Source organism: Erwinia sp. B116 (assembly GCF_002865965.1).
In the GTDB taxonomy this organism is placed as follows: domain Bacteria; phylum Pseudomonadota; class Gammaproteobacteria; order Enterobacterales; family Enterobacteriaceae; genus Erwinia.
The window spans coordinates 82,477-102,360 of record NZ_JRZZ01000001.1; the positions used below are offsets into that span (position 1 = coordinate 82,477).

18 protein-coding genes are annotated in these 19,884 nt (G+C 57.5%); 13 read left to right on the forward strand and 5 right to left on the reverse strand.

Going from position 1 to position 19,884, the window contains the following annotated elements; all coding sequences use genetic code 11:
* Positions 1-238: 238 nt before the first annotated feature.
* Positions 239-1,129, reverse strand: a complete 891-nt coding sequence (locus tag NV64_RS00290) for a LysR family transcriptional regulator (RefSeq protein ID WP_056237290.1) — start codon at positions 1,127-1,129, stop codon at positions 239-241.
* A 97-nt stretch (positions 1,130-1,226) separates the two neighbouring features.
* On the opposite strand from NV64_RS00290, the gene NV64_RS00295 reads away from it, so the two are divergent.
* The 5 genes from NV64_RS00295 (at position 1,227) to ptuB (ending at position 6,825) form a co-directional block, all read left to right on the forward strand.
* Positions 1,227-2,654: a coniferyl aldehyde dehydrogenase gene (locus NV64_RS00295; RefSeq protein WP_369878847.1), complete on the forward strand. Its 1,428-nt coding sequence runs from the start codon at positions 1,227-1,229 to the stop codon at positions 2,652-2,654.
* A gap of 13 nt (positions 2,655-2,667) precedes the next feature.
* Positions 2,668-3,348, forward strand: a complete 681-nt coding sequence (locus NV64_RS00300) for a type 1 glutamine amidotransferase domain-containing protein (RefSeq protein WP_101505039.1) — start codon at positions 2,668-2,670, stop codon at positions 3,346-3,348.
* A 259-nt stretch (positions 3,349-3,607) separates the two neighbouring features.
* Complete coding sequence (locus NV64_RS00305) at positions 3,608-4,540, forward strand: retron St85 family RNA-directed DNA polymerase (protein ID WP_056237297.1); 933 nt, start codon at positions 3,608-3,610, stop codon at positions 4,538-4,540.
* A gap of 81 nt (positions 4,541-4,621) precedes the next feature.
* The gene (gene ptuA / locus NV64_RS00310) at positions 4,622-5,977 is read left to right on the forward strand and encodes a retron Ec78 anti-phage system effector ATPase PtuA (RefSeq protein ID WP_233208883.1); all 1,356 of its coding nucleotides are present in this window, start codon (positions 4,622-4,624) and stop codon (positions 5,975-5,977) included.
* A gap of 212 nt (positions 5,978-6,189) precedes the next feature.
* Complete coding sequence (gene ptuB, locus NV64_RS00315) at positions 6,190-6,825, forward strand: retron Ec78 anti-phage system effector HNH endonuclease PtuB (protein WP_101505040.1); 636 nt, start codon at positions 6,190-6,192, stop codon at positions 6,823-6,825.
* Positions 6,826-7,000: 175 nt separating this feature from the next.
* Here ptuB and NV64_RS00320 read toward each other — a convergent pair whose 3' ends face one another.
* Together NV64_RS00320 and NV64_RS00325 are read right to left on the reverse strand one after the other, a co-directional pair.
* Positions 7,001-7,411 carry a cupin domain-containing protein gene (locus NV64_RS00320; RefSeq protein ID WP_369814380.1) on the reverse strand — a complete coding sequence of 137 codons (411 nt, stop codon included), beginning with the start codon at positions 7,409-7,411 and terminating at the stop codon, positions 7,001-7,003.
* A 428-nt stretch (positions 7,412-7,839) separates the two neighbouring features.
* On the reverse strand, positions 7,840-8,745 hold the full coding sequence (locus NV64_RS00325) for a LysR family transcriptional regulator (protein ID WP_101505041.1): 906 nt from the start codon (positions 8,743-8,745) through the stop codon (positions 7,840-7,842).
* 95 nt (positions 8,746-8,840) lie between these two features.
* On the opposite strand from NV64_RS00325, the gene NV64_RS00330 reads away from it, so the two are divergent.
* The 7 genes from NV64_RS00330 to NV64_RS00360 all read left to right on the forward strand — a co-directional run bounded on the left by NV64_RS00330 (position 8,841) and on the right by NV64_RS00360 (position 17,905).
* A complete protein-coding gene (locus NV64_RS00330) occupies positions 8,841-9,980 on the forward strand; it encodes an alanine racemase (RefSeq protein WP_101505042.1) in 1,140 nt (379 codons plus the stop codon).
* A 50-nt stretch (positions 9,981-10,030) separates the two neighbouring features.
* The gene (locus NV64_RS00335) at positions 10,031-11,503 is read left to right on the forward strand and encodes an aldehyde dehydrogenase (protein ID WP_101505043.1); all 1,473 of its coding nucleotides are present in this window, start codon (positions 10,031-10,033) and stop codon (positions 11,501-11,503) included.
* A gap of 79 nt (positions 11,504-11,582) precedes the next feature.
* Positions 11,583-12,914, forward strand: a complete 1,332-nt coding sequence (locus tag NV64_RS00340; protein ID WP_101505044.1) for an FAD-binding oxidoreductase — start codon at positions 11,583-11,585, stop codon at positions 12,912-12,914.
* A gap of 35 nt (positions 12,915-12,949) precedes the next feature.
* Positions 12,950-13,342 carry a RidA family protein gene (locus NV64_RS00345; protein ID WP_101505045.1) on the forward strand — a complete coding sequence of 131 codons (393 nt, stop codon included), beginning with the start codon at positions 12,950-12,952 and terminating at the stop codon, positions 13,340-13,342.
* A gap of 136 nt (positions 13,343-13,478) precedes the next feature.
* Positions 13,479-13,802, forward strand: coding sequence for a helix-turn-helix domain-containing protein (locus tag NV64_RS00350; RefSeq protein ID WP_101505046.1), 324 nt, complete (start codon positions 13,479-13,481; stop codon positions 13,800-13,802).
* 116 nt (positions 13,803-13,918) lie between these two features.
* The gene (locus NV64_RS00355; RefSeq protein ID WP_101505047.1) at positions 13,919-15,106 is read left to right on the forward strand and encodes an MFS transporter; all 1,188 of its coding nucleotides are present in this window, start codon (positions 13,919-13,921) and stop codon (positions 15,104-15,106) included.
* A 531-nt stretch (positions 15,107-15,637) separates the two neighbouring features.
* Positions 15,638-17,905, forward strand: a complete 2,268-nt coding sequence (locus NV64_RS00360) for an FdhF/YdeP family oxidoreductase (RefSeq protein WP_101505048.1) — start codon at positions 15,638-15,640, stop codon at positions 17,903-17,905.
* Positions 17,906-18,122: 217 nt separating this feature from the next.
* Here NV64_RS00360 and uraH read toward each other — a convergent pair whose 3' ends face one another.
* Positions 18,123-18,458, reverse strand: a complete 336-nt coding sequence (gene uraH, locus NV64_RS00365) for a hydroxyisourate hydrolase (protein WP_101505049.1) — start codon at positions 18,456-18,458, stop codon at positions 18,123-18,125.
* Entirely contained in the window at positions 18,455-18,955 is a 501-nt protein-coding gene (gene uraD, locus NV64_RS00370; RefSeq protein WP_101505050.1) for a 2-oxo-4-hydroxy-4-carboxy-5-ureidoimidazoline decarboxylase, read from the reverse strand. The genes uraH and uraD overlap by 4 nt, the downstream gene beginning before the upstream one ends.
* A gap of 537 nt (positions 18,956-19,492) precedes the next feature.
* Between uraD and NV64_RS00375 the strand changes: the two genes are divergently transcribed.
* The coding region (locus NV64_RS00375) for an NAD(P)/FAD-dependent oxidoreductase (RefSeq protein WP_158239867.1) at positions 19,493-19,884 on the forward strand (392 nt) is incomplete at its 3' end.

The following is a 19,884-nucleotide window of genomic DNA, read 5'->3' on the forward strand; positions in this document are numbered from 1 at the left end:
ACCACAGTCGTTAATATCAGGAATCAGACCGGAAAGTGTTTAAGCCCGGGAAGCACGATCCTTAAGGTGGATCTCCCCGAGCGGCACTCAAAAATTGACCTAACAGAAACCGGCCGTCTGACGTTTACTCGCCAGGCAGGCGGAGCGAGTCATCGGGTGTTCTCCCTTAAGCAGATACACTGTAAACGCCCGATGCGCCGATTTTATTCATCCCTGCACAAACATTTTTTTCCTGCGCTTATTGCCCGCCGTTCAGCCGCCACACCAACGCCTGGCGGGCGTGGGCAATACGCGGCTGGCGCAGCGCCCCAGGCAGCCAGATCAGGTGGTAGCGGATTTCACCGTCACCAACCGGCGCGTTGAGTCTGACCAGTTCGCCGCTGGCCATCTGCGCCTGGCACAGAAATTCCGGCATCACCGACCAGCCAAAGCCCCGGCACAGCAGGCTGCGTTGCCCGCGCAGATCCTGGCCGACCATTGCCGGCAGCAGCGACTGATAATTGATGCGGTTCTTATCCAGCCAGCCGGCGATCAGCGACAGCTGCAGATCGTAGGCCAGCAGCGGCTCGCGCAGCAGATCGGCGGCAAAATCTCGGCTCTGGTGCAGACGTTCTGCCACGCCGGGCGAGGCCACCGCCACTACCCGATCGCGGTAAACCACCTCGCCTTTCAGACGTGGGTCGGTCACCGGGTGCGCGGTAATACCGAGATCGCAGTGCCCTTCCGTGACCATCTGCGCCACCAGCGAGCCGTCGCCGGTATGCATATGCACGCGGATGCCGCTCTCCAGCAGCGGCAGCAGCTCCGCCGCCAGCTTCTCGGCCATAAAGTCGGCGTGGCCGATGATCTGCAGCGTGCCGCTAACGTCCATCGATCGCGCCCGCGCCGTCGATAGCGCCCGCTCGGCGCTGTCCAGCGAACCACCGATATCAGCGGCCAGATCGTCGGCGGCGGCGGTCGGTTGCACGCCCTGCGGCTGGCGTTCAAACAGCGGCCGGCCGATTGCCACCTCCAGCCCGCTGATATGCTGCGACACCGCCGGCTGCGTCAGGTTCAGCGCCCGCGCCGCGCCTGAGATCGAGCCCTGGCGATAAACTTCGATAAAGGTGCGTAAGCGAACCAGTGACACGGTGACCCCATAAATTTATTTATACCCCTGTGAAAATAGCCTTGTTAGCGGCAAAACGCCAGCGCGGGTAACCTGTCTGCAATTCGAAACGCACAGGATAAACATCATGACCCATCAGCAGGAATTACAGCACGTACTGCAGGTGATGAAGCACGCCCATCTGCAGGCCGGCCCGGCTTCCGCCGCCCTACGCCGCGACCGTTTACAGCGCAGCATCGCGCTGCTCCGCGATAACCAGGCGGCGCTGATTGCCGCCATCAGCGACGATTTTGGCCACCGCAGCGCCTATCAGACGCAGGCGGCCGACCTGTTAACCACCATCAATATGCTGCAGCACTCGGCCGAACACCTGGCACAGTGGATGCAGCCGGAAGCCGCCGAGGTGCCGGTCGCCGGCATGCAGGCACGTATCGAGCCGCAGCCGCTCGGCGTGGTCGGCGTGATCAGCCCGTGGAACTTCCCGATCAACCTGGCCTTCGGTCCGCTGGCCGGCGTATTTGCGGCGGGCAATACCGCGATGCTGAAACCGTCCGAGCTGACGCCGCGCACCTCCGAGCTGCTGGCCGAGCTGGTACCGCGTTACTTTGCCGCTGATGAACTCACCGTGGTGCTGGGTGATGCCAGCGTGGGCCAGGCGTTCAGCGCCCTGCCGTTCGATCACCTGGTGTTTACCGGCAGCAGCGCGGTGGGCAAACACGTAATGCGCGCCGCGGCAGAAAATCTGGTGCCGGTCACGCTGGAGCTGGGCGGCAAGTCACCGGTGGTGGTGGACGAGGACGCGGATATTGCCCAGGCGGCAGAGCGCACCCTGACCATTAAAACCTTTAACGCCGGGCAGATTTGTATTTCACCGGACTATCTGTTGCTGCCGCAGAGCGCGGAGCCGGCCTTTATCCGTGCCGCGCAGACCTTTATGCAGCAGGCGTTCCCGACGCTGCAGGCCAATGACGACTACACCGCCATCATCAGCGATCGCCACTATCAGCGGCTGGTGGATCTGATTGACGATGCCCGCGCTAAGGGCGCACGCATTATCAGCCTGGCCCCCGCCGGTGAGGCGGATTTCAATCCGCTTACGCGCAAAATCGCGCCGCAGCTGATCCTCGATGCCAGCGAAGAGATGACGGTGATGCAGGAAGAGGTGTTTGGCCCGCTGCTGCCGGTCAAAACCTTTACCGCCGGGGTCAGCGAGGCGATTAGCTACATCAACGCCCATCCGCGCCCGCTGGCGGCCTACTATTTTGGCAAGGATCCGCAGCGCCAGCGGCAGATGGCGCAGCACACCACCTCCGGTGCGCTGGTGATAAACGACGTTATGACCCATGCTTCTCTCGACAGCCTGCCGTTTGGCGGCGTTGGTGCCTCGGGTATCGGCGCCTATCACGGCATTCACGGCTTCCGTCGTTTCAGCCACGCTAAACCGGTGGTGATTCAGGATGCAGCCGGCACCAGTAACCTGCGCCTGCGCCCCCCCTATCAGCAAAACAGCGCGGCGCTTTCCGCCCTGCTGAACAACGCACGCTAACCGAGGATCACCGATGAAAATTTTAATGGTACTGACGTCACACGCCGAGCTGGGCAACACCGGCAAGAAAACCGGCTTCTGGCTGGAAGAGTTTGCGGCCCCTTACTTCGTGTTTAAAGATGCCGGTGCCGAGGTGGTGCTGGCCTCGCCGGCCGGCGGCCAGCCGCCGCTGGATCCAAAAAGCGACCTGCCGGAGTTTCAGACGCCAATGACCGAGCGCTTTAAGGTCGACAGCGCGGCGCAGCAGGCGCTGGCAAATACCGTCAAGCTGGAAACGATTAATCAGCAGGATTTTGACAGCGTATTCTATCCCGGTGGCCACGGCCCGCTGTGGGACCTGGCAGAATCGGCCACCTCGATCGCGCTGATTGAATCCTTTAACCGCGCCGGCAAGCCGATTGGCTTTGTCTGCCACGCACCGGGCGCGCTGCGCCACGTGAAGGCCGCCAACGGTGCGCCGCTGATTCAGGGCAAACGGGTCACCGGCTTTACCAACGGTGAAGAAGCCGCGGTGGAGCTGACAGACGTGGTGCCGTTCCTGATCGAAGACGAGTTTATCCGGCTGGGCGCGCACTACCAGAAAGGCCCGGACTGGGCACCTTTCGTGCTGGAAGACGGCAACCTGATCACCGGGCAAAACCCGGGAAGCTCGGAAGACGTGGCTAAGGCGTTGCTGAAGCAGGCTTTTGCCTAAGCAGGCATCATAAACAAGCGGGTAAAATAATTAATGGGTTAGACCACACTTTAACAATAACCCATTGAATAATATAATTAAAACAATGTTGTTAACTGACTCTGTGTAAGTTAAACTTGTTCAACTCTTTAGCGTGGACGTATTACGTCTAGTCGGGTGATTAGCCAGACTCTAACTTATTGAACGCATTTGGGGTTGCGAAAGTAAAGAGTTGAAGCCGGCAGAGTGTATTCTGCCGGTTTTTTTTACAGGTAACGTTATGTCGGTAATCAATGGGCTGGCTGGGCTATTAAATCAGAGCGAACTGGACGTTGTCTTGTACCTGCAGAGCGCATCCAGAAAGTACAAGGTGTACAAAATCCCCAAGCGGACCACAGGATTCCGGATTATTGCCCAGCCTGCAAAAGCACTAAAAGACTATCAGCGTGCCTTTCTCCAGCTTTACCGTCTGCCTGTTCACAAATGTGCGATGGCCTATCAGAAAGGGAAAAGCGTGCGGGATAACGCACTGGTGCATGCGCAAAATTCGTTCCTGCTTAAAACAGATCTGGAAGACTTTTTTAACTCGATTACGCCTGACATTTTTTGGGAGAGCATCGAGCGTTCCCCATCAGATACCCCGCAAATCAGTGCAGAGGACAAGGGCTATGTTGAGCACCTCCTGTTCTGGCAGCCAGCGAAACGTAGCAAACGCTTGATATTGAGTGTAGGCGCCCCATCCTCCCCCGTTGTATCAAACTTTTGTCTTTATGAATTTGACAACCTGATCAGCGAATTTTGTCTGCCTCTCAATATTGCCTACACACGATATGCTGATGACCTGACGTTTTCCTGTAATACACGTGATGTGCTGGGTGTACTCCCGTTAATAATCGAGAAACTTCTCAACAAACTCTATCGGAGAAAGCTGAGGCTCAATCGTGCCAAAACCGTTTTTTCCTCCATGGCGCACAACCGTCATGTTACGGGTGTTACGATCAACAATGAAGGCGAGCTATCATTAGGCAGGGAGCGTAAACGCTTCATAAAACATCTGATTAATCAGTATCGATATGACATGATAGATGAGGCTGACAAAGCCTATCTGGTAGGCCTGCTGGCTTTTGCAAAACATATCGAGCCTGAATTCATTCTCAGAATGAACAGAAAGTACACGACTGAACTGATGGAACGTATCAGGAGGCAACAATGACAAAACAGATCGAGCGTAATGCAAGGGGGGGGGAACCTGCTCTCAGCATTCGAACTGTTTCGGCAAGCAAGCAACGACAGTATGCCAGAGCATCACGATAACGCCGAAGAGTGGTTCGAACTTTGCTGGAAATATCTACAAAATGGGGGGGATACTCGGGATGGGGTATATCGTCCTGAAAATAATTTTTGCCTGCGCTCAATGATATTAACGGATTTTAGGCGTTTCTCACACCTGCCTGTAAGATTTGAAGAAGATTTGACAATCATTATCGGCAGCAACGGACAGGGCAAGTCCAGTATTCTCTCTGCGATTGCTAAAACACTGAGCTGGTTTACAGCAAGTATTCTTAAAGAAGATGGCAGTGGGCAGAGACTGAATGAATTCTCGGACATCAGGAACGGTTCTGAAAATCAATTTACCGACATCAGTAGTCATTTTTCTTTTGGTAAGGGTCTGAAAAACATTCAGCTCAGGCTATCAAGATCTGTGCCAGGTGCGGCCCAGAAACGAGACAGTGAAATCAAATCAGCAAAAGAAATCGCAGATATCTGGCGGGTGGTCAATAACAAATGCACCATTAATTTACCTGTATTTGCATTTTATGGTGTAGAGAGATCATATTCCTTTACTAAAAGCAGAACGAAATTTGAGAAACGGGAAGACAGGTTTGACGCATATACTCACGCACTGACCGGTGCTGGCAGGTTCGATCATTTTTCTGAATGGTTTATCTCTCTGCATAAGATAAGTGGAGCACAGAAAATTGCAGATCTCCACCAGTTACAGGAGCAGGTTAGTTATCTAGAGAAAGCGGTAATTACGGGGATCAGCGCAGTAAAACCGTTGCTACAGGAGGCGCAAGAAAAGCTTAAAGCTGCGCTTACTGAATATGAAGCAAAGGGTTCAAATGACACGCTGTCAGCGGAAATAAAGATGGGCATCGTATCCGATGCCATCACTTCTATAGTACCCAGTATTAGCAGGATTTGGGTAGATACTTCGACAGGTTCGGATATCATCAGGGTCATCAATGATCAGCTTAATGTTACTGTAGACCAGCTATCCGATGGTCAGAGGGTATTCCTCGGCCTGATAGCGGACCTGACACGACGCATTATCATGCTAAATCCATTACTGAGCAATCCGTTGGCAGGCCAGGGGATTGTTCTGATAGATGAAATTGAGCTGCATCTTCATCCTAAATGGCAGCAGGAAGTCATTCCCAACTTAAGATCTGTGTTCCCCAACATCCAGTTTATTATATCCACACACAGCCCTATTGTTTTATCAACAGCGGACAGACGTTGCGTACGAGAATTTACAACAAATCTGGCTGGTGAAGACCAAATTCTTGACATGCCTTCAATTCAGACAAAAGGTAGTGAAAATTCAGAAATTCTTGAACAGGTTATGAATGTATTTTCATCTCCATAAAACATCGCTGAAACACATTTACTGAGTGAATTTGAAGCATCGTTAACTGCTGATGAAGATAACCTAAGCCAGGATTCTCAGGATCTTTATAATAAAATCCAGTCTCATTTTGGTCTGCAAAGCTCCCAGAAACATAAGGCAGATAGTTTGATGCGCCTGAATAAATTAAAAAATAAAATCAGGAGATCAAAATCTGAGGGGAAAAATCAAGGATGAAAGCGCTAGTTCGCCCCTTGCCCGGACCACAGCATCTCAATGACTTCACTGGAGGGTTACATCATTGGAACTGTGCTACCAAATCTGAAATATGGCCATTTTTAGAAGAAATGCAGGGGAGTTTCTGTGCCTATTGCGAATGCTTTCTTGACAAAAGGCATATTGAGCACTTCAGAACTCGAAATTCGCATCCTGATCTTACTTTTGACTGGAGTAATTTATTTGGTTCATGTTGCGGTAAGTTACGTTGTGGGACGTTCAAAGTAAACGGAGCAGGAACCTATAATCCAGATCACATCATTAAGCCAGACATCGATAACCCTGATGACTATCTTTTATTCCTTACAACAGGGAAAGTGATACCCGCTAAAGGTCTTCATGGTCAGAAACTGATAAAAGCACAAGAGACAATCCGTGTTTTCAACCTCAATGGTGACTCTGCTTTGTTTGGCCGTAGAAGTACTGCGCTGAAATTAGAGTTAAAAAATATTCTGGCGTTGAATGACGAGGAGAATCATATTCCCGAGACGGAATTTCTGGAACTACTGCAGTCAGAAATTGAAGATGTTGAGCAGAGAGAATTTAGCACCGCATTGCGACACGGCTGGCGTTTTAATGATGCTTATGAATAATATTAGGGTCCGTAAATTCAAACACGATTATAAAAACTGAAGCCACTGCAGAAGTGACTTTTTCAGACTTTCTGGTTAACCGCTTCCAGAGAGTCTGTAACGTTCTTTTCCCGATAAATCAGTCTGCAAATACCACCAGCTCTGTGTTGAGGGTCTTTTTCACGCCCACCAGCCTTCAGGACTTCACCGGTGAGGCGTACTGTTCATCGCTGACCTGCTCCAGCCAGTCGACGACTTTACCCTCCTGCGCTTCGGCGATGGCAATATGCGTCATGCTGGTTTCCGGCGCGGCCCCGTGCCAGTGCTTCACGCCCGCCGGGATCCACACCTGGTCGCCGGGGCGGATCGCCCGCAGCGGGCCGCCCCACTCCTGTACCAGGCCTGAGCCGGCGGTGACGATCAGCGTCTGGCCCAGCGGATGGGTGTGCCAGGCGGTGCGCGCTGCCGGTTCAAAGGTAACGGTCGCCCCGCCGATGCGGGCAGGTTCGGTGCCCTGGAACGGCGCGTCAATGCGCACCGTACCGGTAAAATAGTCGGATGGGCCTTTAACAGAGGGTTTAGCACCCGCGGCGTTAATAGTAATCATTGAATTATTCTCCTGAGCTGAAACGGCTGAGACCGAAAGCGCGAGTGACAAAGCAGCGGCGGCAAGTGTCTTCATGCGGGCTCCGTGATTCAGAGTTAAGGGCAACTTGCCGGGTCAGCGGCTGCGGACGTGAAACTGAGTCAAGCGTATAGAGAAATAGAGGGGCTGATAAGAGGGTCAAATAAGAATGGGTATATGAACAGTATTCAACAATGACCGGCGAGAACCTGAATGACCTGCGCACCTTTACGTTACCTTCCCTGAGCGAGAAATCGGCCGGTACGATGCGCAATAGCCCCCAGGACCATGCGATTAACGCCGTGCTGTAGCCGCATCTTCGCGGCTACCGTCTCAATGACGCCAGCCGTCGTCAGGTCGCCCCGGCGCTGTCGCTGGTGATTGAGGCGCTGCGGTATCAGGGGTGACGGTTACTTCTCCCACGACGGCGGGTTGAAACTCTCTTTGAGGAAGTCGAGAAACTTCTGCACCCGCAGCGGACGGGCGTTTTCACGCAGGCTGGTCAGCGCCACAATATCCGCTTCCGGCAGGCGATAATCCGGTAACAGATGCACCAGGGTGCCCTGCTCAATTTCTTGTCTGATATCCCAGCCGGAGCGGATCATAATCCCCCCTCCGGCGAGCGACCATTTTTTTATGATGCGCCCGTCATTGCTGGAGAGCCTGGGGGAGATGCGGATGGCGTATTCGCGATCGCCTTTTCTGAACTTCCAGCGGGTCACATCTTCCGCATTTTCCCGGATCACCAGGCAGCTGTGGTGACGGAGATCGTCCGGGTGTTGTGGCGCCCCCGCGCGGGCAATATAGGCCGGTGAAGCGCAGAGATAGCGTCGGTTTGAGGCCAGCCGGGTGCAGTGCAGTGAGCTGTCGCGTAAATGGCCGATATAAATCACCACGTCCCACTTATCGGCGAGCATCCAGTTAGGCGCATCCGACAGGGTTAAATCCACCATCAGGCCAGGATGCTCATCGGCATAATCGGCTAACAGCGGGGCCACGTATTCGTAACCAAAACCCAGCGGGGCCAGCACCCGTAGCGTACCGCTCACCTGAGAACGGGTGTTATCCACCACGTCCTGCAGCGCATCGATGTCGCTGAGTATCCTGGCGGCCCTGTCGAGCAGTATCTCCCCTTCATCGGTCAGAATGATTTTTCTGGCCGGACGAATGATCAGCTTCACGCCTAACTTGCTCTCTATATTTTGCAGACGCTGGGTCACCGAAGGCGGGGTGATATCCAGAAATCTGGCCACGGCGCTGAGCGTGCTGCTGCTGGCAACGGTATGAAAGAAACGCAGGTCATCGCTGTTTATCATTAGGTTTTAGCCTAATCAGTCATTGGGTTTGCTCGCATTGTAATCACTTTTTTGCGGTGAGAACATAGCGCTATTAGCCCGGAGGATCTCTGAAAATGAACAACAGCCCGCTAGCCGACCCGATGATGACGCCGTACCTGTTGCTGGATAAAGAACGCTTTCAACGCAATATCGATCGCCTGACTACCCGCATCCAGGCGCTGGGATGCCAGCTGCGCCCGCACCTGAAAACCCTGCGTTCTCTCGAGGCCGGGGCGTACCTGCTTGAACACCGGCGTTCGCCAGCCACGGTCTCCACGCTGGCAGAAGCCGAGGCGTTCGCTTCGGCGGGGTATGAAAACCTGCTGTATGCCGTCGGCATCTCGCCCAACAAGCTCGGCCGGATTGCCGCGCTGCGCCGGCGCGGTATCCAGCTCCACCTGCTGCTCGACAGCGCCGAACAGGCGCGAGCGATTGTCGGCTACGCACAGCAGCACAGCGTGGCCTTCTCGGTTTTCATTGAGATTGACTGCGACGGCCATCGCGGCGGGATCCGCGCTGACGCCCCGCAGCTGACCGGGATAGCAGAGTATCTGCACCATAACGGCGTCGAGGTCTCCGGCGTGATGACCCATGCCGGCGAGTCTTACCACGCCGGTTCATGGGATGAAATCGCCGCCGCCGCTGAACAGGAGTGCGCGGCGGCCACCGCCGCCGCCGCGCGCCTGCGGGAACGGGGAATTCCCTGCCCGGTAGTCAGCGTCGGTTCCACGCCGACGGCACACGCGGTCAGCAACCTGGCCGGCGTAACCGAAGTGAGGGCCGGCGTGTTCTCCACCTTTGACCTGTTTATGTCCAACGTGGGCGTCTGTCGCACCGATGATATCGCCCTGTCGGTGGTCACCTCGGTGATTGGGCATAACCATGAAAAAGGCTGGGTGTTTGTCGATGCGGGATGGATGGCCCTGTCACGCGATCGCGGCACCGCCACACAGCGCAAAGATTACGGTTACGGCCTGGTTTGCAACAGTGAGGGGATCTCCCTCGACCTGACCATCGCCAGCGCGAGTCAGGAACACGGCATTATCGAGATTCCACCAGACAGCGGCTGGAACATTACGGACTTTCCGCTCGGCACCACGCTGCGCATTCTGCCCAATCACGCCTGCGCCACCGCCGCCATGCACCGCCATTACCGGGTGATAGGCGGACGGAACGGCAGCACAGAAGTCTGGGAGCGGATTACCGGCTGGTAACACCGCCCTGCTCCATCAGGTTTATCACCGTTCAACAGGAAGGTTTTCTCATGTCTGATTTTGATCCGGAAAAAATAACGTTCTCCTCGGGTAACTACATTAACGGCGAATATATCTCAGCGCCGGGCGACAGCCTCGGCGTTAAGCGCCCCTCAGACGGCCAGCTCTATGCGGAGATCCACCAGGCCGACGCGCAGACCGTCGATGCTGCGGTCACTCTCGCCGAAGCCGCCCGCATCGACAGCGGCTGGTCCACCTGCTCGCCGCGGGAACGAGGAGCCGCGCTGTTCCGCTGGGCCGATTTAATCGACGGCGACAGTGAGTATCTGGCAAAACTGGAAGCCGTAGGCTCCACCCGCCCGATTACCGACGTGATTAATCATGAGGTGCCGTTCACCGCCGCGGCCATCCGTTTCTACGCGGAGTGCGCGGACAAATACAGCGGTGACGTCTTACCAACCCGCAAGAACAGCCTGGGGATGCTGATCAATGAACCGTATGGCGTGATCGGCGCCATCACCCCGTGGAATTTCCCGCTGTCGATGGCCTCGTGGAAATGCGGCCCGGCCCTCGCGGCCGGCAATGCGGTGGTGCTTAAACCCTCTGAGCTGACGCCTTTTTCCACCGCCCGGCTGGCAGAGCTGGCGGTAAGGGCCGGTATTCCGGCCGGCGTACTCAACGTAGTGCAGGGCAGTGGACAGACCACCGGAAATGCGCTGGTCACCCATCCGCTGATCCGCAAAGTCTCGTTTACCGGTTCCACGGTCACCGGTGCCGCGATTATGAGCCAGGCGGCGCTGCACGGCACCAAACCGGTCACGCTGGAGCTGGGCGGCAAAAGCCCGCAGCTGGTGTTTGATGATGCGGGCGATATTGACGAGGTGGCCGACCGTATTTTCCAGGGCTTTACCGCTAACGCGGGTCAGGCCTGCGTGTCGGGCACCCGACTAATCGTGCAACGTGGCATTGCGGCAGCGCTGACCGAAAAACTGATAGCCTTATGCCAGCAGCCGCAGCCCGGCATGACCTGGCAAGCCAGCAGCCGTTACTCACCGCTGATCGACCAGCGGCAGGGGGAAAAAGTCGCGTCGATCGTTGCCGCCTCTGTCGCACAGGGGGCTGAAATTCTTGCCGGCGGTCAACGCTTTGAGCATCCCGGCGACGGGTGGTTCTGGCAACCGACGCTGCTGGCGAAGGTTGCCTGCGATAACGTTGCCGTCCAGCAGGAGATCTTTGGCCCGGTCCTGACCATTCAGGTCTTCGATGATGAACACGAGGCTATCGCGCTGGCGCGCCACGACGTGTTCGGGCTCTGTGCCGGGGTGCATACCCTGAACCTGCCACGGGCCATGCGGCTGATCAACGCCCTGGACGCCGGTACCGTATGGGTGAACCGCTACCGCAGAACCCACGACTTTATTATCCCCACCGGCGGTTTTCAGGGATCGGGCATGGGTAAAGACCTCGGCCGTCAGGCGTTTGAAGCCAGCATGCGCCAGAAAAGCGTGCTGATCGATTTCTGAACGGAACCAACAACGACCGATCCCGACGGCTACAACGTCGGCTGGCGACTGACTGAACAGAAAAGCGGAGAGAACGGCTATGCCGGCACATTTACGGTTCGTACAGGACAGCGTTCACCTTCCCGACAGCGCCGACGTGGTGATTATCGGCGGCGGGATAGTGGGAGCAGCCTGCTGCTGGGAGCTCACCCGCAAAGGATATCGGGTGGTGGTGGTTGAAAAGGGCTGCGTGGCGGCGGAACAGTCCGGCCGCAACTGGGGCTGGTGCAGACAGCAAAACAGGGACGAGCGGGAACTGCCGCTGATTATCCACGCGCTGCAGCGCTGGCGAGAGCTGAACGAAGAGACCGGTGAAGAGCTGGGATTCCGCGCCAGCGGCCTGGTTTACGCCACCCGCAACGAGCAGGATATCCGCCGCTGGGAGAGCTGGAACGAGATGGCCAGCCAGTACGGCATCCGCAGCCAGATATTAAATGGTACGCAGGCGAAGCTGCTGACGCCGGGCAGCACCAGCGACTGGCGCGGTGGCGTTCACTCACCGGATGACGGCCACGCCGACCCGTCGCTCGCCGCACCGGGGCTGATGAGAGCCGCGATCCGGCGCGGTGCCCTGCTGTTTCAGCGCTGCGCGGTTCGCGGCCTGGATATCTCATCGGGTAAGGTCAGCGGGGTGATTACCGAACGGGGGCTGATCAAAACTCAGCAGGTGGTGTGCGCTGCCGGGGCGTGGTCCTCCTTATTCTGTCGCCGGCACGGCATCGACCTGCCGGCCGGTAATGTGATTGGCAGCGCGCTGCGCACCCATCCGGCCGATGCGATCATTCGTGGCCCCTTTTATACCGATGCCTTTTCATGCAAACCGCGGCTCGACGGTGGCTATACGCTGGCACTTTCAGGCGCAGGCCGGCTGGAGCCAGGGCTGCAGAGCCTGCTCTATGCCCGGCAGTTCTACCCACTTTACAAGGCGCGCAGGATGAACCTCAGCCTTAAACTGCGGGCCGCCTCGTTTTATCAGGGGCCGGAATCCCTGGCCCGCTGGTCGATGGATGCCGTTTCGCCGTTTGAAAAAATGCGCGTTCTCGATCCGGCAGTATCAGCCGGCGTGGTTGACGCCGCGCTGGCGGCGATCGGCAACGAGTTCCCCGCGCTGAAGGGGCTGCGCGTCAGCCAGTCCTGGGCCGGCGTCATTGACTGTATGCCCGATGACGTGCCGGTCATTTCACCGGTGCCGCAGCTGCCGGGGTTAATTTTGTCCACCGGCTACAGCGGCCACGGATTTGGCATTGGCCCCGGCGCCGGGCGCTTAACGGCCGACCTGGTGACCGGCGATCCACCGATCGTCGATCCGGCCCCTTTCAGCTACTCCCGCTTCGCCCGCGGAACGCGGCCTGACGCGCCCGGCATGATGTGATCGTCCCCCACCTGTAAGCAACATCTGAGGTCACCATGAACGACGATATTCAGACGATAAACCGCCACGACGTAGCGAACGTCGGCCATTACTCCCACTGCTGTGCCGCGCAGGGCCTGATCTTCGTTTCCGGGCAGCTTCCGGCGACGGATGCCGGCGATATGCTGAGCGGAGCATCCTTTGCCCGGCAAACCCGGCAGGTGTTCCACAATCTCGATCGCTGTCTGCAGCAGGCCGGCGTCTCGACTGAACGGCTGATGATGGTGCGGGTTTACCTGAGCGATATCCATCACTGGGATGAATTTAACCGGCTGTATGCCGCCTGGCTGCCGCACAATAAGCCGGCCAGAGCCGTGATCGCCGTGTCCCGGTTGCATCATGGCGTGGCCATTGAAATTGAAGCCATCGCCGCGGCCGGCAGCCGTTAAAGAAGGAAAGCGATAGCCTTTCGAGGCATGTTTAAACATTACCTCTACGTCAAAAATGGCGTTGCTGCTTTTTTAATATCCATTTTAACTCTGTAATATTGGGTGTTAACCGCCACTTACCGGATTAAGACCCAATATGCTGGATTTATCTCTCACCCGATCGCAGGAGGTCGTCAGGCTGCTGTGTGGTCGGCTACGCAAAGAGCGCATCAGCCAGCAGATGACTCAGTCAGAGGTTGCGCGCCGCGCCGGGGTGGGCGTAAACACCGTTTCTAACCTTGAACTGGGCCGCAGCGTCGGCGTCGAGAATCTTGTGCGGGTAGCGATGGTGCCAGGACGCGGCAAGGAGCTGGAGGGTCTGTTTATGCCAAAAATCGACAGTCTTGCAGACCTGCAACGCTATGAGCAAAGCACCACCCGGCAGCGGATCAGGAAAACGTCACGTGCCGATAGCTGTTAATGAACTCCCTTCATAAGCCCATTTCTGTTTTTGTCGGTTATCATTCTTCTTTGTTACCGCTACCCTGAACAGCAAACGGGCGTTCTGCCCTGTCTGTCTGATTAAGAGAAACAACATTGACCACCCCAATTCCTGCAGCGACCACCGGGGCCTTATCCCCACGGCTGGTTTTATTACTGGCGCTCTCCGGTGGCATTGCCGTCGGCAACCTGTACTGGGCGCAGCCGCTGCTCAATACCATCGCGGCCTCTTTCGGCACCTCGGCCAGCGCCGCCGGCACGCTGATCACCGCAACCCAGCTCGGCTACGCCCTAGGGGTGCTGTTACTGGTACCGTTGGGTGACACCTGTAACCGGCGTAAACTGATCCCGCTGCTGATGCTCTGCTCCTCCGCCGCGCTCGCCGCCAGCGCGCTGGCACCCGGGTTTGGCTTCCTGCTGGCGGCGTTAAGCCTCGTCGGCATCAGCACGGTGGCCGGGCAGCTGATTACGCCGCTGGCCAGCGAGCTGGCGGCACCGGCCGAGCGCGGGAAAATTGTCGGCACCATTGTGTCGGGCATGCTGACCGGCATTCTGTTATCACGCACAATCAGCGGTTTTCTGGCGGAGTGGCTGGGCTGGCGTTCGATCTACTTCTGCGCCGCCGCCTTAACCGCCGTGCTGGCGCTGGTCCTCTATCGCCGCCTGCCCGATGACGCCGCGCGTCCGCGGATTAGCCTGCCGCGGCTGCTGGCCTCGATCGTCACCCTGGTCCGCCAGAGTCGGGCGGTGCAGGTTACGCTGCTGCTCGGTTTCGCCGCCTTCGCCACTTTTACCCTGTTCTGGACCGGGCTGACCTTTTTGCTCAGTGCGCCGCCGTGGTCATATAGCCTCAGCCAGATTGGCTTAGTCGGGCTGGTGGGGCTGGCCGGTGCGCTGATCGCCCGCCGGGCAGGCTGGCTGCACGATCGCGGCTATTCGGTACCGGCGTCCGGCGCGGCGCTGCTGCTGGCTATCGTCTCCCTCGCGGTAAGCGCCGCAGGGGCTGGCAATATCCTGCTGATCCTGGCAGCGGTGCTGTTTTTTGATATCGCCATTCAGGCGCTTAACGTCCTGAATCAGACCCGCCTGATGGCACTCAATCCGGATAACCGTAGCCGCATCAATACCGCATTCGTCACCTGCAATTTTGTCGGCGGTGCCGTGGGTTCGGCGCTGGCGGGTACGCTATGGCAAACCGGGGGCTGGATGCTGTTAATGGCTGCGGCGATGGTTCTGTTGAGCGCGGCGTTTTGCGTGTGGTTTTTCCAGCGGAACCGGCTGTAACAGCCCCCCGACTACGCCGGGTAAGCGGTAATACGCTGCGCTGCGCGCCGGAACCGCCAGCACTGCACTGCACGTTACCGCTTACCGCTTACCGCTTACCGCTTACCGCTTACCGCTTACCGCTTACCGCTTACCGGTCGGTATACTGGCGACAGGATTAACAATCAACGACCGAGTGTAAAATCGCATTCTATTTAAGAGATTAACTCTCTAACGGCATTCAGGCATTCAGGCATTCAGGCATTCAGGCATTCAGGCATTCAGGCATTCAGGCATTCATAAATGAAGTTTAAATAATAAACTAAACACCAAATCTAAGACCTGTAACCTTTTACAACAAACTATTACTCCCATATTGAAAGTGTTAACGCATCGAACACCCGCCACACTATTACAAAATTCATGGCTACTATTGATCCTGTACCCGCGACAGATCCTGTTTCACGTCTGAGCAGAACTTCTGGAAACCTAACCAGGCCAGACGACGATCGGCGCAGCGGTTTTTTAACTTACTGTGAGCAATCAACAGCCATGAGCAAACATAAAAGACAGGTTCCCGGGGTTCATCCCTACGACGGCCCGGCGGGCGGATGGGGTGCCCTGAAGGCGACGGCCATCGCCGTGCGTAATGAGATGGAGACGGTCAAAGCACCCGCCACGCTGTTACGTACCAATCAGCCCGACGGCTTTGACTGCCCCGGCTGCGCCTGGCCGGACAAGGCGCACGGTTCAACCTTTCAGTTTTGTGAAAACGGCGCGAAAGCGGTCACCTGGGAAGCCACCAGCAAACGCGTGACGCCGGCTTTTTTCAGCGAAAATACGGTCGCCGGTTTATTAAAGAAAACCGATCACCAGCTGGAGGGATTCGGTCGGCTTACCGCCCCGCTGCGCTACGATGCCGACAGCGATAAATACTGTGAAGTGAGCTGGGATGACGCGTTTGCAGAGATAGCGTCCACGCTGAACAGGCTGCAGCCGCAGGAAGTGGAATTTTATACCTCCGGCCGGGCCTCTAACGAGGCCGCGTGGCTGTTTCAGCTGTTCGCACGGCAGTACGGTTCAAATAATTTCCCCGACTGCTCGAATATGTGCCACGAACCGACCAGCGTCGGCCTGCCGCAGTCGATCGGTATTGGTAAAGGGACGGTGCAGCTTGACGACTTCGATCGCACCGAACTGCTGATCTCAATTGGCCATAATCCGGGCACCAACCATCCGCGCATGATGGGCACCCTGCACGAGCTTTCACGCCGCAACGTGCCGATTATCGTCTTTAACCCGATGCGCGAGCGGGCGCTGGAGCGCTTTGCCGATCCGCAAAACGTCGTTGAAATGGCCACCTACGGTGCGACCGATATCGCCTCCACCTACTATCTGGTTAAGGCCGGCGGCGATGCGGCGGCCCTGAAGGGCATCGCCAAAGCGGTGATCGCGCTGGATGCCGCCACGGGTGCCGCCGTCGACCGCGCCTTTATCGCGCAGCATACCGAAGGGTATGAAAATTTTGTCGCCGACGTGCAGCTCACCCGCTGGGAGACGATCGAAGCCGAATCCGGCCTCACCCGCGAACAGCTGGAAGAGGTCGGCCGGGCCTATGTAAAATCTCAGGCGACCATCATTACCTACGGCATGGGCATTACCCAGCACCCTCGCGGCACCGAGAACGTACGGCTGATTGCCAACCTGCTGCTGATGCGCGGCAATATCGGCAAACCCGGTGCCGGTATCTGCCCGCTGCGCGGCCACTCCAACGTGCAGGGCAACCGTACGGTAGGCATCACCGAGAAGCCGTCGGCGGCGTTTCTGGACAAGCTGCAGGCGGTATGCGGGTTTTCTCCGCCGCGGGAACCCGGCCACGACGTGGTTAAGGCGATGGAGTCCGCCATCGGGGGGCGTTCTAAGGCGCTGATCTGCCTCGGCGGCAACCTGGCCGTGGCGATGCCGGATCCGACCCGCTGCTTCCCGGCGTTTAAGGCGCTGGAGCTGAGCGTGCATATTGGCACCAAGCTCAACCGTTCCCACCTGCTGACAGGCAGGCAGTCGTTTATTCTGCCCTGCCTCGGACGCACCGAGCGTGACGTGCAGGCGGAAGGGGAGCAGTCGGTAACGGTGGAGGATTCGATGTCGATGGTGCATGCCTCCAGCGGCAAGCTTAAACCGGCATCTCCACTGCTGCGCTCGGAACCCGCGATTATTGCCGGCATGGCGGAAGCCACGTTACCGGACTCGCCCACTGAGTGGAAAAGGCTGATTGCCAGCTATGACCGCATTCGCGATCTGATCGAACAGACGGTGAGCGGCTTCGATCGCTATAACCAGCGCATCCGTCAGCCGGGCGGCTTTCAGATGCCGCTGCCGCCGCGCGATCGCCAGTGGCCGACGCCGTCCGGTAAAGCCGTGTTCTCGGTCTATCCGGGCGTTGAGGAGGACCCGCCGGCGGACGGTGAAAACGTTCTGCGTCTGATAACCTTACGCAGCCACGACCAGTACAACACCACCATTTACGGGCTGGACGATCGCTACCGCGGCATCTTCGGCCGGCGTGACGTGCTGTTTATGAATGAACAGGACATGCTGGAGATGAATATTGAGCATGGCGATGTCGTCAATCTGGACACGGCGCTGCCCGGCCACAGCCTGCGCCTTGAGGGGATTACCGTGGTCGCGTACGCCATCGCCAGGGGCACGGTGGGCGCCTATTACCCCGAATCCAACGTGCTGATCCCGCTGGACTATATCGACCCGCAAAGCGGTACCCCGGCCTATAAATCCGTGCCGGTGCGGGTTTGTCCAATCTGAATTGAGTGAACGCTGCCCCCTGGATCTGACAGGGGGCGAACGATTAGTGATTCACTGCGAGTAACATCAGCATCGTAGTTGAGGAACCTGCCTTAGAAACTCTTTTCACAGTTTATGCACGTTAGTCGCATCAGGTCTTTTCGGGCCGGCTACAGGCGTAAACACAACCCGGTCATGCAGGTTATAGAGCACCAGGCCACCTGACATGTTGATCCCTTTAGCTGCCGCGGTAGGTAGACCAGCCGCCGGGGGCGATCACAAACGGCAGATGATAGTGACCCTGCCCGGCCTCCAGCATCACTTCGATCTGCGCCTGCACAAACGGCGTGCTGATGTCACGTTGCCTGAACCAGTCGCCGGTTTCCGCCGTTAGCCGGTAGCGGCCCGGCGGCAGCTCCTGCGTACAGAAACGGGCAATGCGCCCGTTGTCGTCGGTCTGCTCGCTGCCGATCGGACTGTAGCCGTTCGGCTGATAATGCTCCAGCCGTACCATGACGCCAGCGGCGGGCCGCCCGGTGGAAATATCCAGAATATGACTGCTCAGGCTGCTCATGCGTTAATCACTCCTTCCAGACGGATCAGGGTTATCTCAGTTAACTGGGCCAGCGCTTCGGCGGTCTCCTGCGCCGGGCTGTTGTGCAGGCGACGCCGTAGTTCCTGCAGCATCTGCTCGCCGCTGCGCCCGCGGGCGCGGATCAGAAAGACATGGCCAAAATGCGCCTCATAGCGGGCATTCTCATGGCGCAGTGCCTCGGCCAGCGGCGCGTTCGCCGCATCCACCCCCGCCTGCTCCTGCCTGGATAGCGCATGGTGTTCATCCGCGCCTGCCGGTTTGTCACCGATGCGCGGGTGCGCGCTGAGCGCCTGCTGCAGCTCCGCCTGCTGCCAGCGGCTGGCCGCCAGCTGCGCCCGTTCCAGCAGCTGGTGCCGCCGGGCGTAAGGGCGGGCGGCGACCAGCTCGCTGACCCACGCCGGGATCGCCACGCACGGGGTCAGCAGTGTGACCGCGTCCGCCTGCGACAGCTGATTAAACTGACCGAGTGTGACCATCCTGTTCTCCCTGGATTATCGTCGATCCCGGCGGGTACAGCCGGGAACGTCATGTGAAGTATATGGCCAGCGGGAACGGTGAAGAAAAAGTAGAACAGGTGCCCTCCAGAATCCCGCTGGTAGTACGTAGCTGAGCAGTTGCAGTTGCGGGCTGTAGTTATCTGCGGTCTGTAGACGACAGGTTCTGCACAGCGCCCCGACCTGACGATTCACAGGAGATTGCACAAAGCAGGCCAAATCGGATTTACCGGGAATAAATGCCTTTGCATTCCAAATATTTACGTATTATATCAATTGGTTAAATCATCCGTCACCTGCGCCAGAAAGCAATAACCCTCACCCACAGATGAAACTATAAATTCACCCTGGTCTTTAATGGCTGCTTTTGATTCAAAAAAAAGCATCCCGATGGGGTTTTGCACCCTTCTGGTGCCAGGCAATCGTTCCGGCTTGCGCGGAGCCGCTGATATCGCCCCCCGGCAACGTGGTACGCAAATTGCTGGGTAGCCTTATCGGGTTGAAGAGAGGGATCGAAAGATGAAAGCACTGGTGATTGGCGCCAGCATTGGCGGCATTAGCGCGGCGGCCGCGCTGGCACAGGCGGGTATCGACTGTGAGATCTTCGAAGCGGTAGCGGAGATTAAACCGGTCGGGGCGGCCATCTCGGTATGGCCGAACGGCGTGAAGTGCCTGCAGCATCTGGGGATGGGCGCGCTGATAGAGACCTTTGGCGGCCCGCTGCGGCATATTGCCTACCGGGACGGCTTTCGCGGCAGCGTGCTGACCGAATTCAGCCTGGGCGCGCTGACTGAACGGGTGGGTGCCCGCCCCTGTCCCATCGCCCGCGCCGACCTGCAGCGTGAAATGCTGGATTTCTGGGGCCGCGAACGGGTGCAGTTTGGCAAACGGGTGGTGCGCGTTGAGGAGCA

What these genes read in the sequence shown, in the direction of transcription:
- NV64_RS00350 (WP_101505046.1), top strand. Translation starts at nt 13,479, where the DNA reads ATGCTGGATTTATCTCTCACCCGATCGCAGGAGGTCGTCAGGCTGCTG.
- NV64_RS00335 (WP_101505043.1), top strand. Translation starts at nt 10,031, where the DNA reads ATGTCTGATTTTGATCCGGAAAAAATAACGTTCTCCTCGGGTAACTAC.
- NV64_RS00320 (WP_369814380.1), bottom strand. Translation starts at nt 7,411, where the DNA reads ATGATTACTATTAACGCCGCGGGTGCTAAACCCTCTGTTAAAGGCCCA.
- uraD (WP_101505050.1), bottom strand. Translation starts at nt 18,955, where the DNA reads ATGGTCACACTCGGTCAGTTTAATCAGCTGTCGCAGGCGGACGCGGTC.
- ptuB (WP_101505040.1), top strand. Translation starts at nt 6,190, where the DNA reads ATGAAAGCGCTAGTTCGCCCCTTGCCCGGACCACAGCATCTCAATGAC.
- NV64_RS00305 (WP_056237297.1), top strand. Translation starts at nt 3,608, where the DNA reads ATGTCGGTAATCAATGGGCTGGCTGGGCTATTAAATCAGAGCGAACTG.
- NV64_RS00360 (WP_101505048.1), top strand. Translation starts at nt 15,638, where the DNA reads ATGAGCAAACATAAAAGACAGGTTCCCGGGGTTCATCCCTACGACGGC.
- NV64_RS00325 (WP_101505041.1), bottom strand. Translation starts at nt 8,745, where the DNA reads ATGATAAACAGCGATGACCTGCGTTTCTTTCATACCGTTGCCAGCAGC.
- NV64_RS00300 (WP_101505039.1), top strand. Translation starts at nt 2,668, where the DNA reads ATGAAAATTTTAATGGTACTGACGTCACACGCCGAGCTGGGCAACACC.
- NV64_RS00345 (WP_101505045.1), top strand. Translation starts at nt 12,950, where the DNA reads ATGAACGACGATATTCAGACGATAAACCGCCACGACGTAGCGAACGTC.
- uraH (WP_101505049.1), bottom strand. Translation starts at nt 18,458, where the DNA reads ATGAGCAGCCTGAGCAGTCATATTCTGGATATTTCCACCGGGCGGCCC.
- NV64_RS00330 (WP_101505042.1), top strand. Translation starts at nt 8,841, where the DNA reads ATGAACAACAGCCCGCTAGCCGACCCGATGATGACGCCGTACCTGTTG.
- ptuA (WP_233208883.1), top strand. Translation starts at nt 4,622, where the DNA reads ATGCCAGAGCATCACGATAACGCCGAAGAGTGGTTCGAACTTTGCTGG.
- NV64_RS00340 (WP_101505044.1), top strand. Translation starts at nt 11,583, where the DNA reads ATGCCGGCACATTTACGGTTCGTACAGGACAGCGTTCACCTTCCCGAC.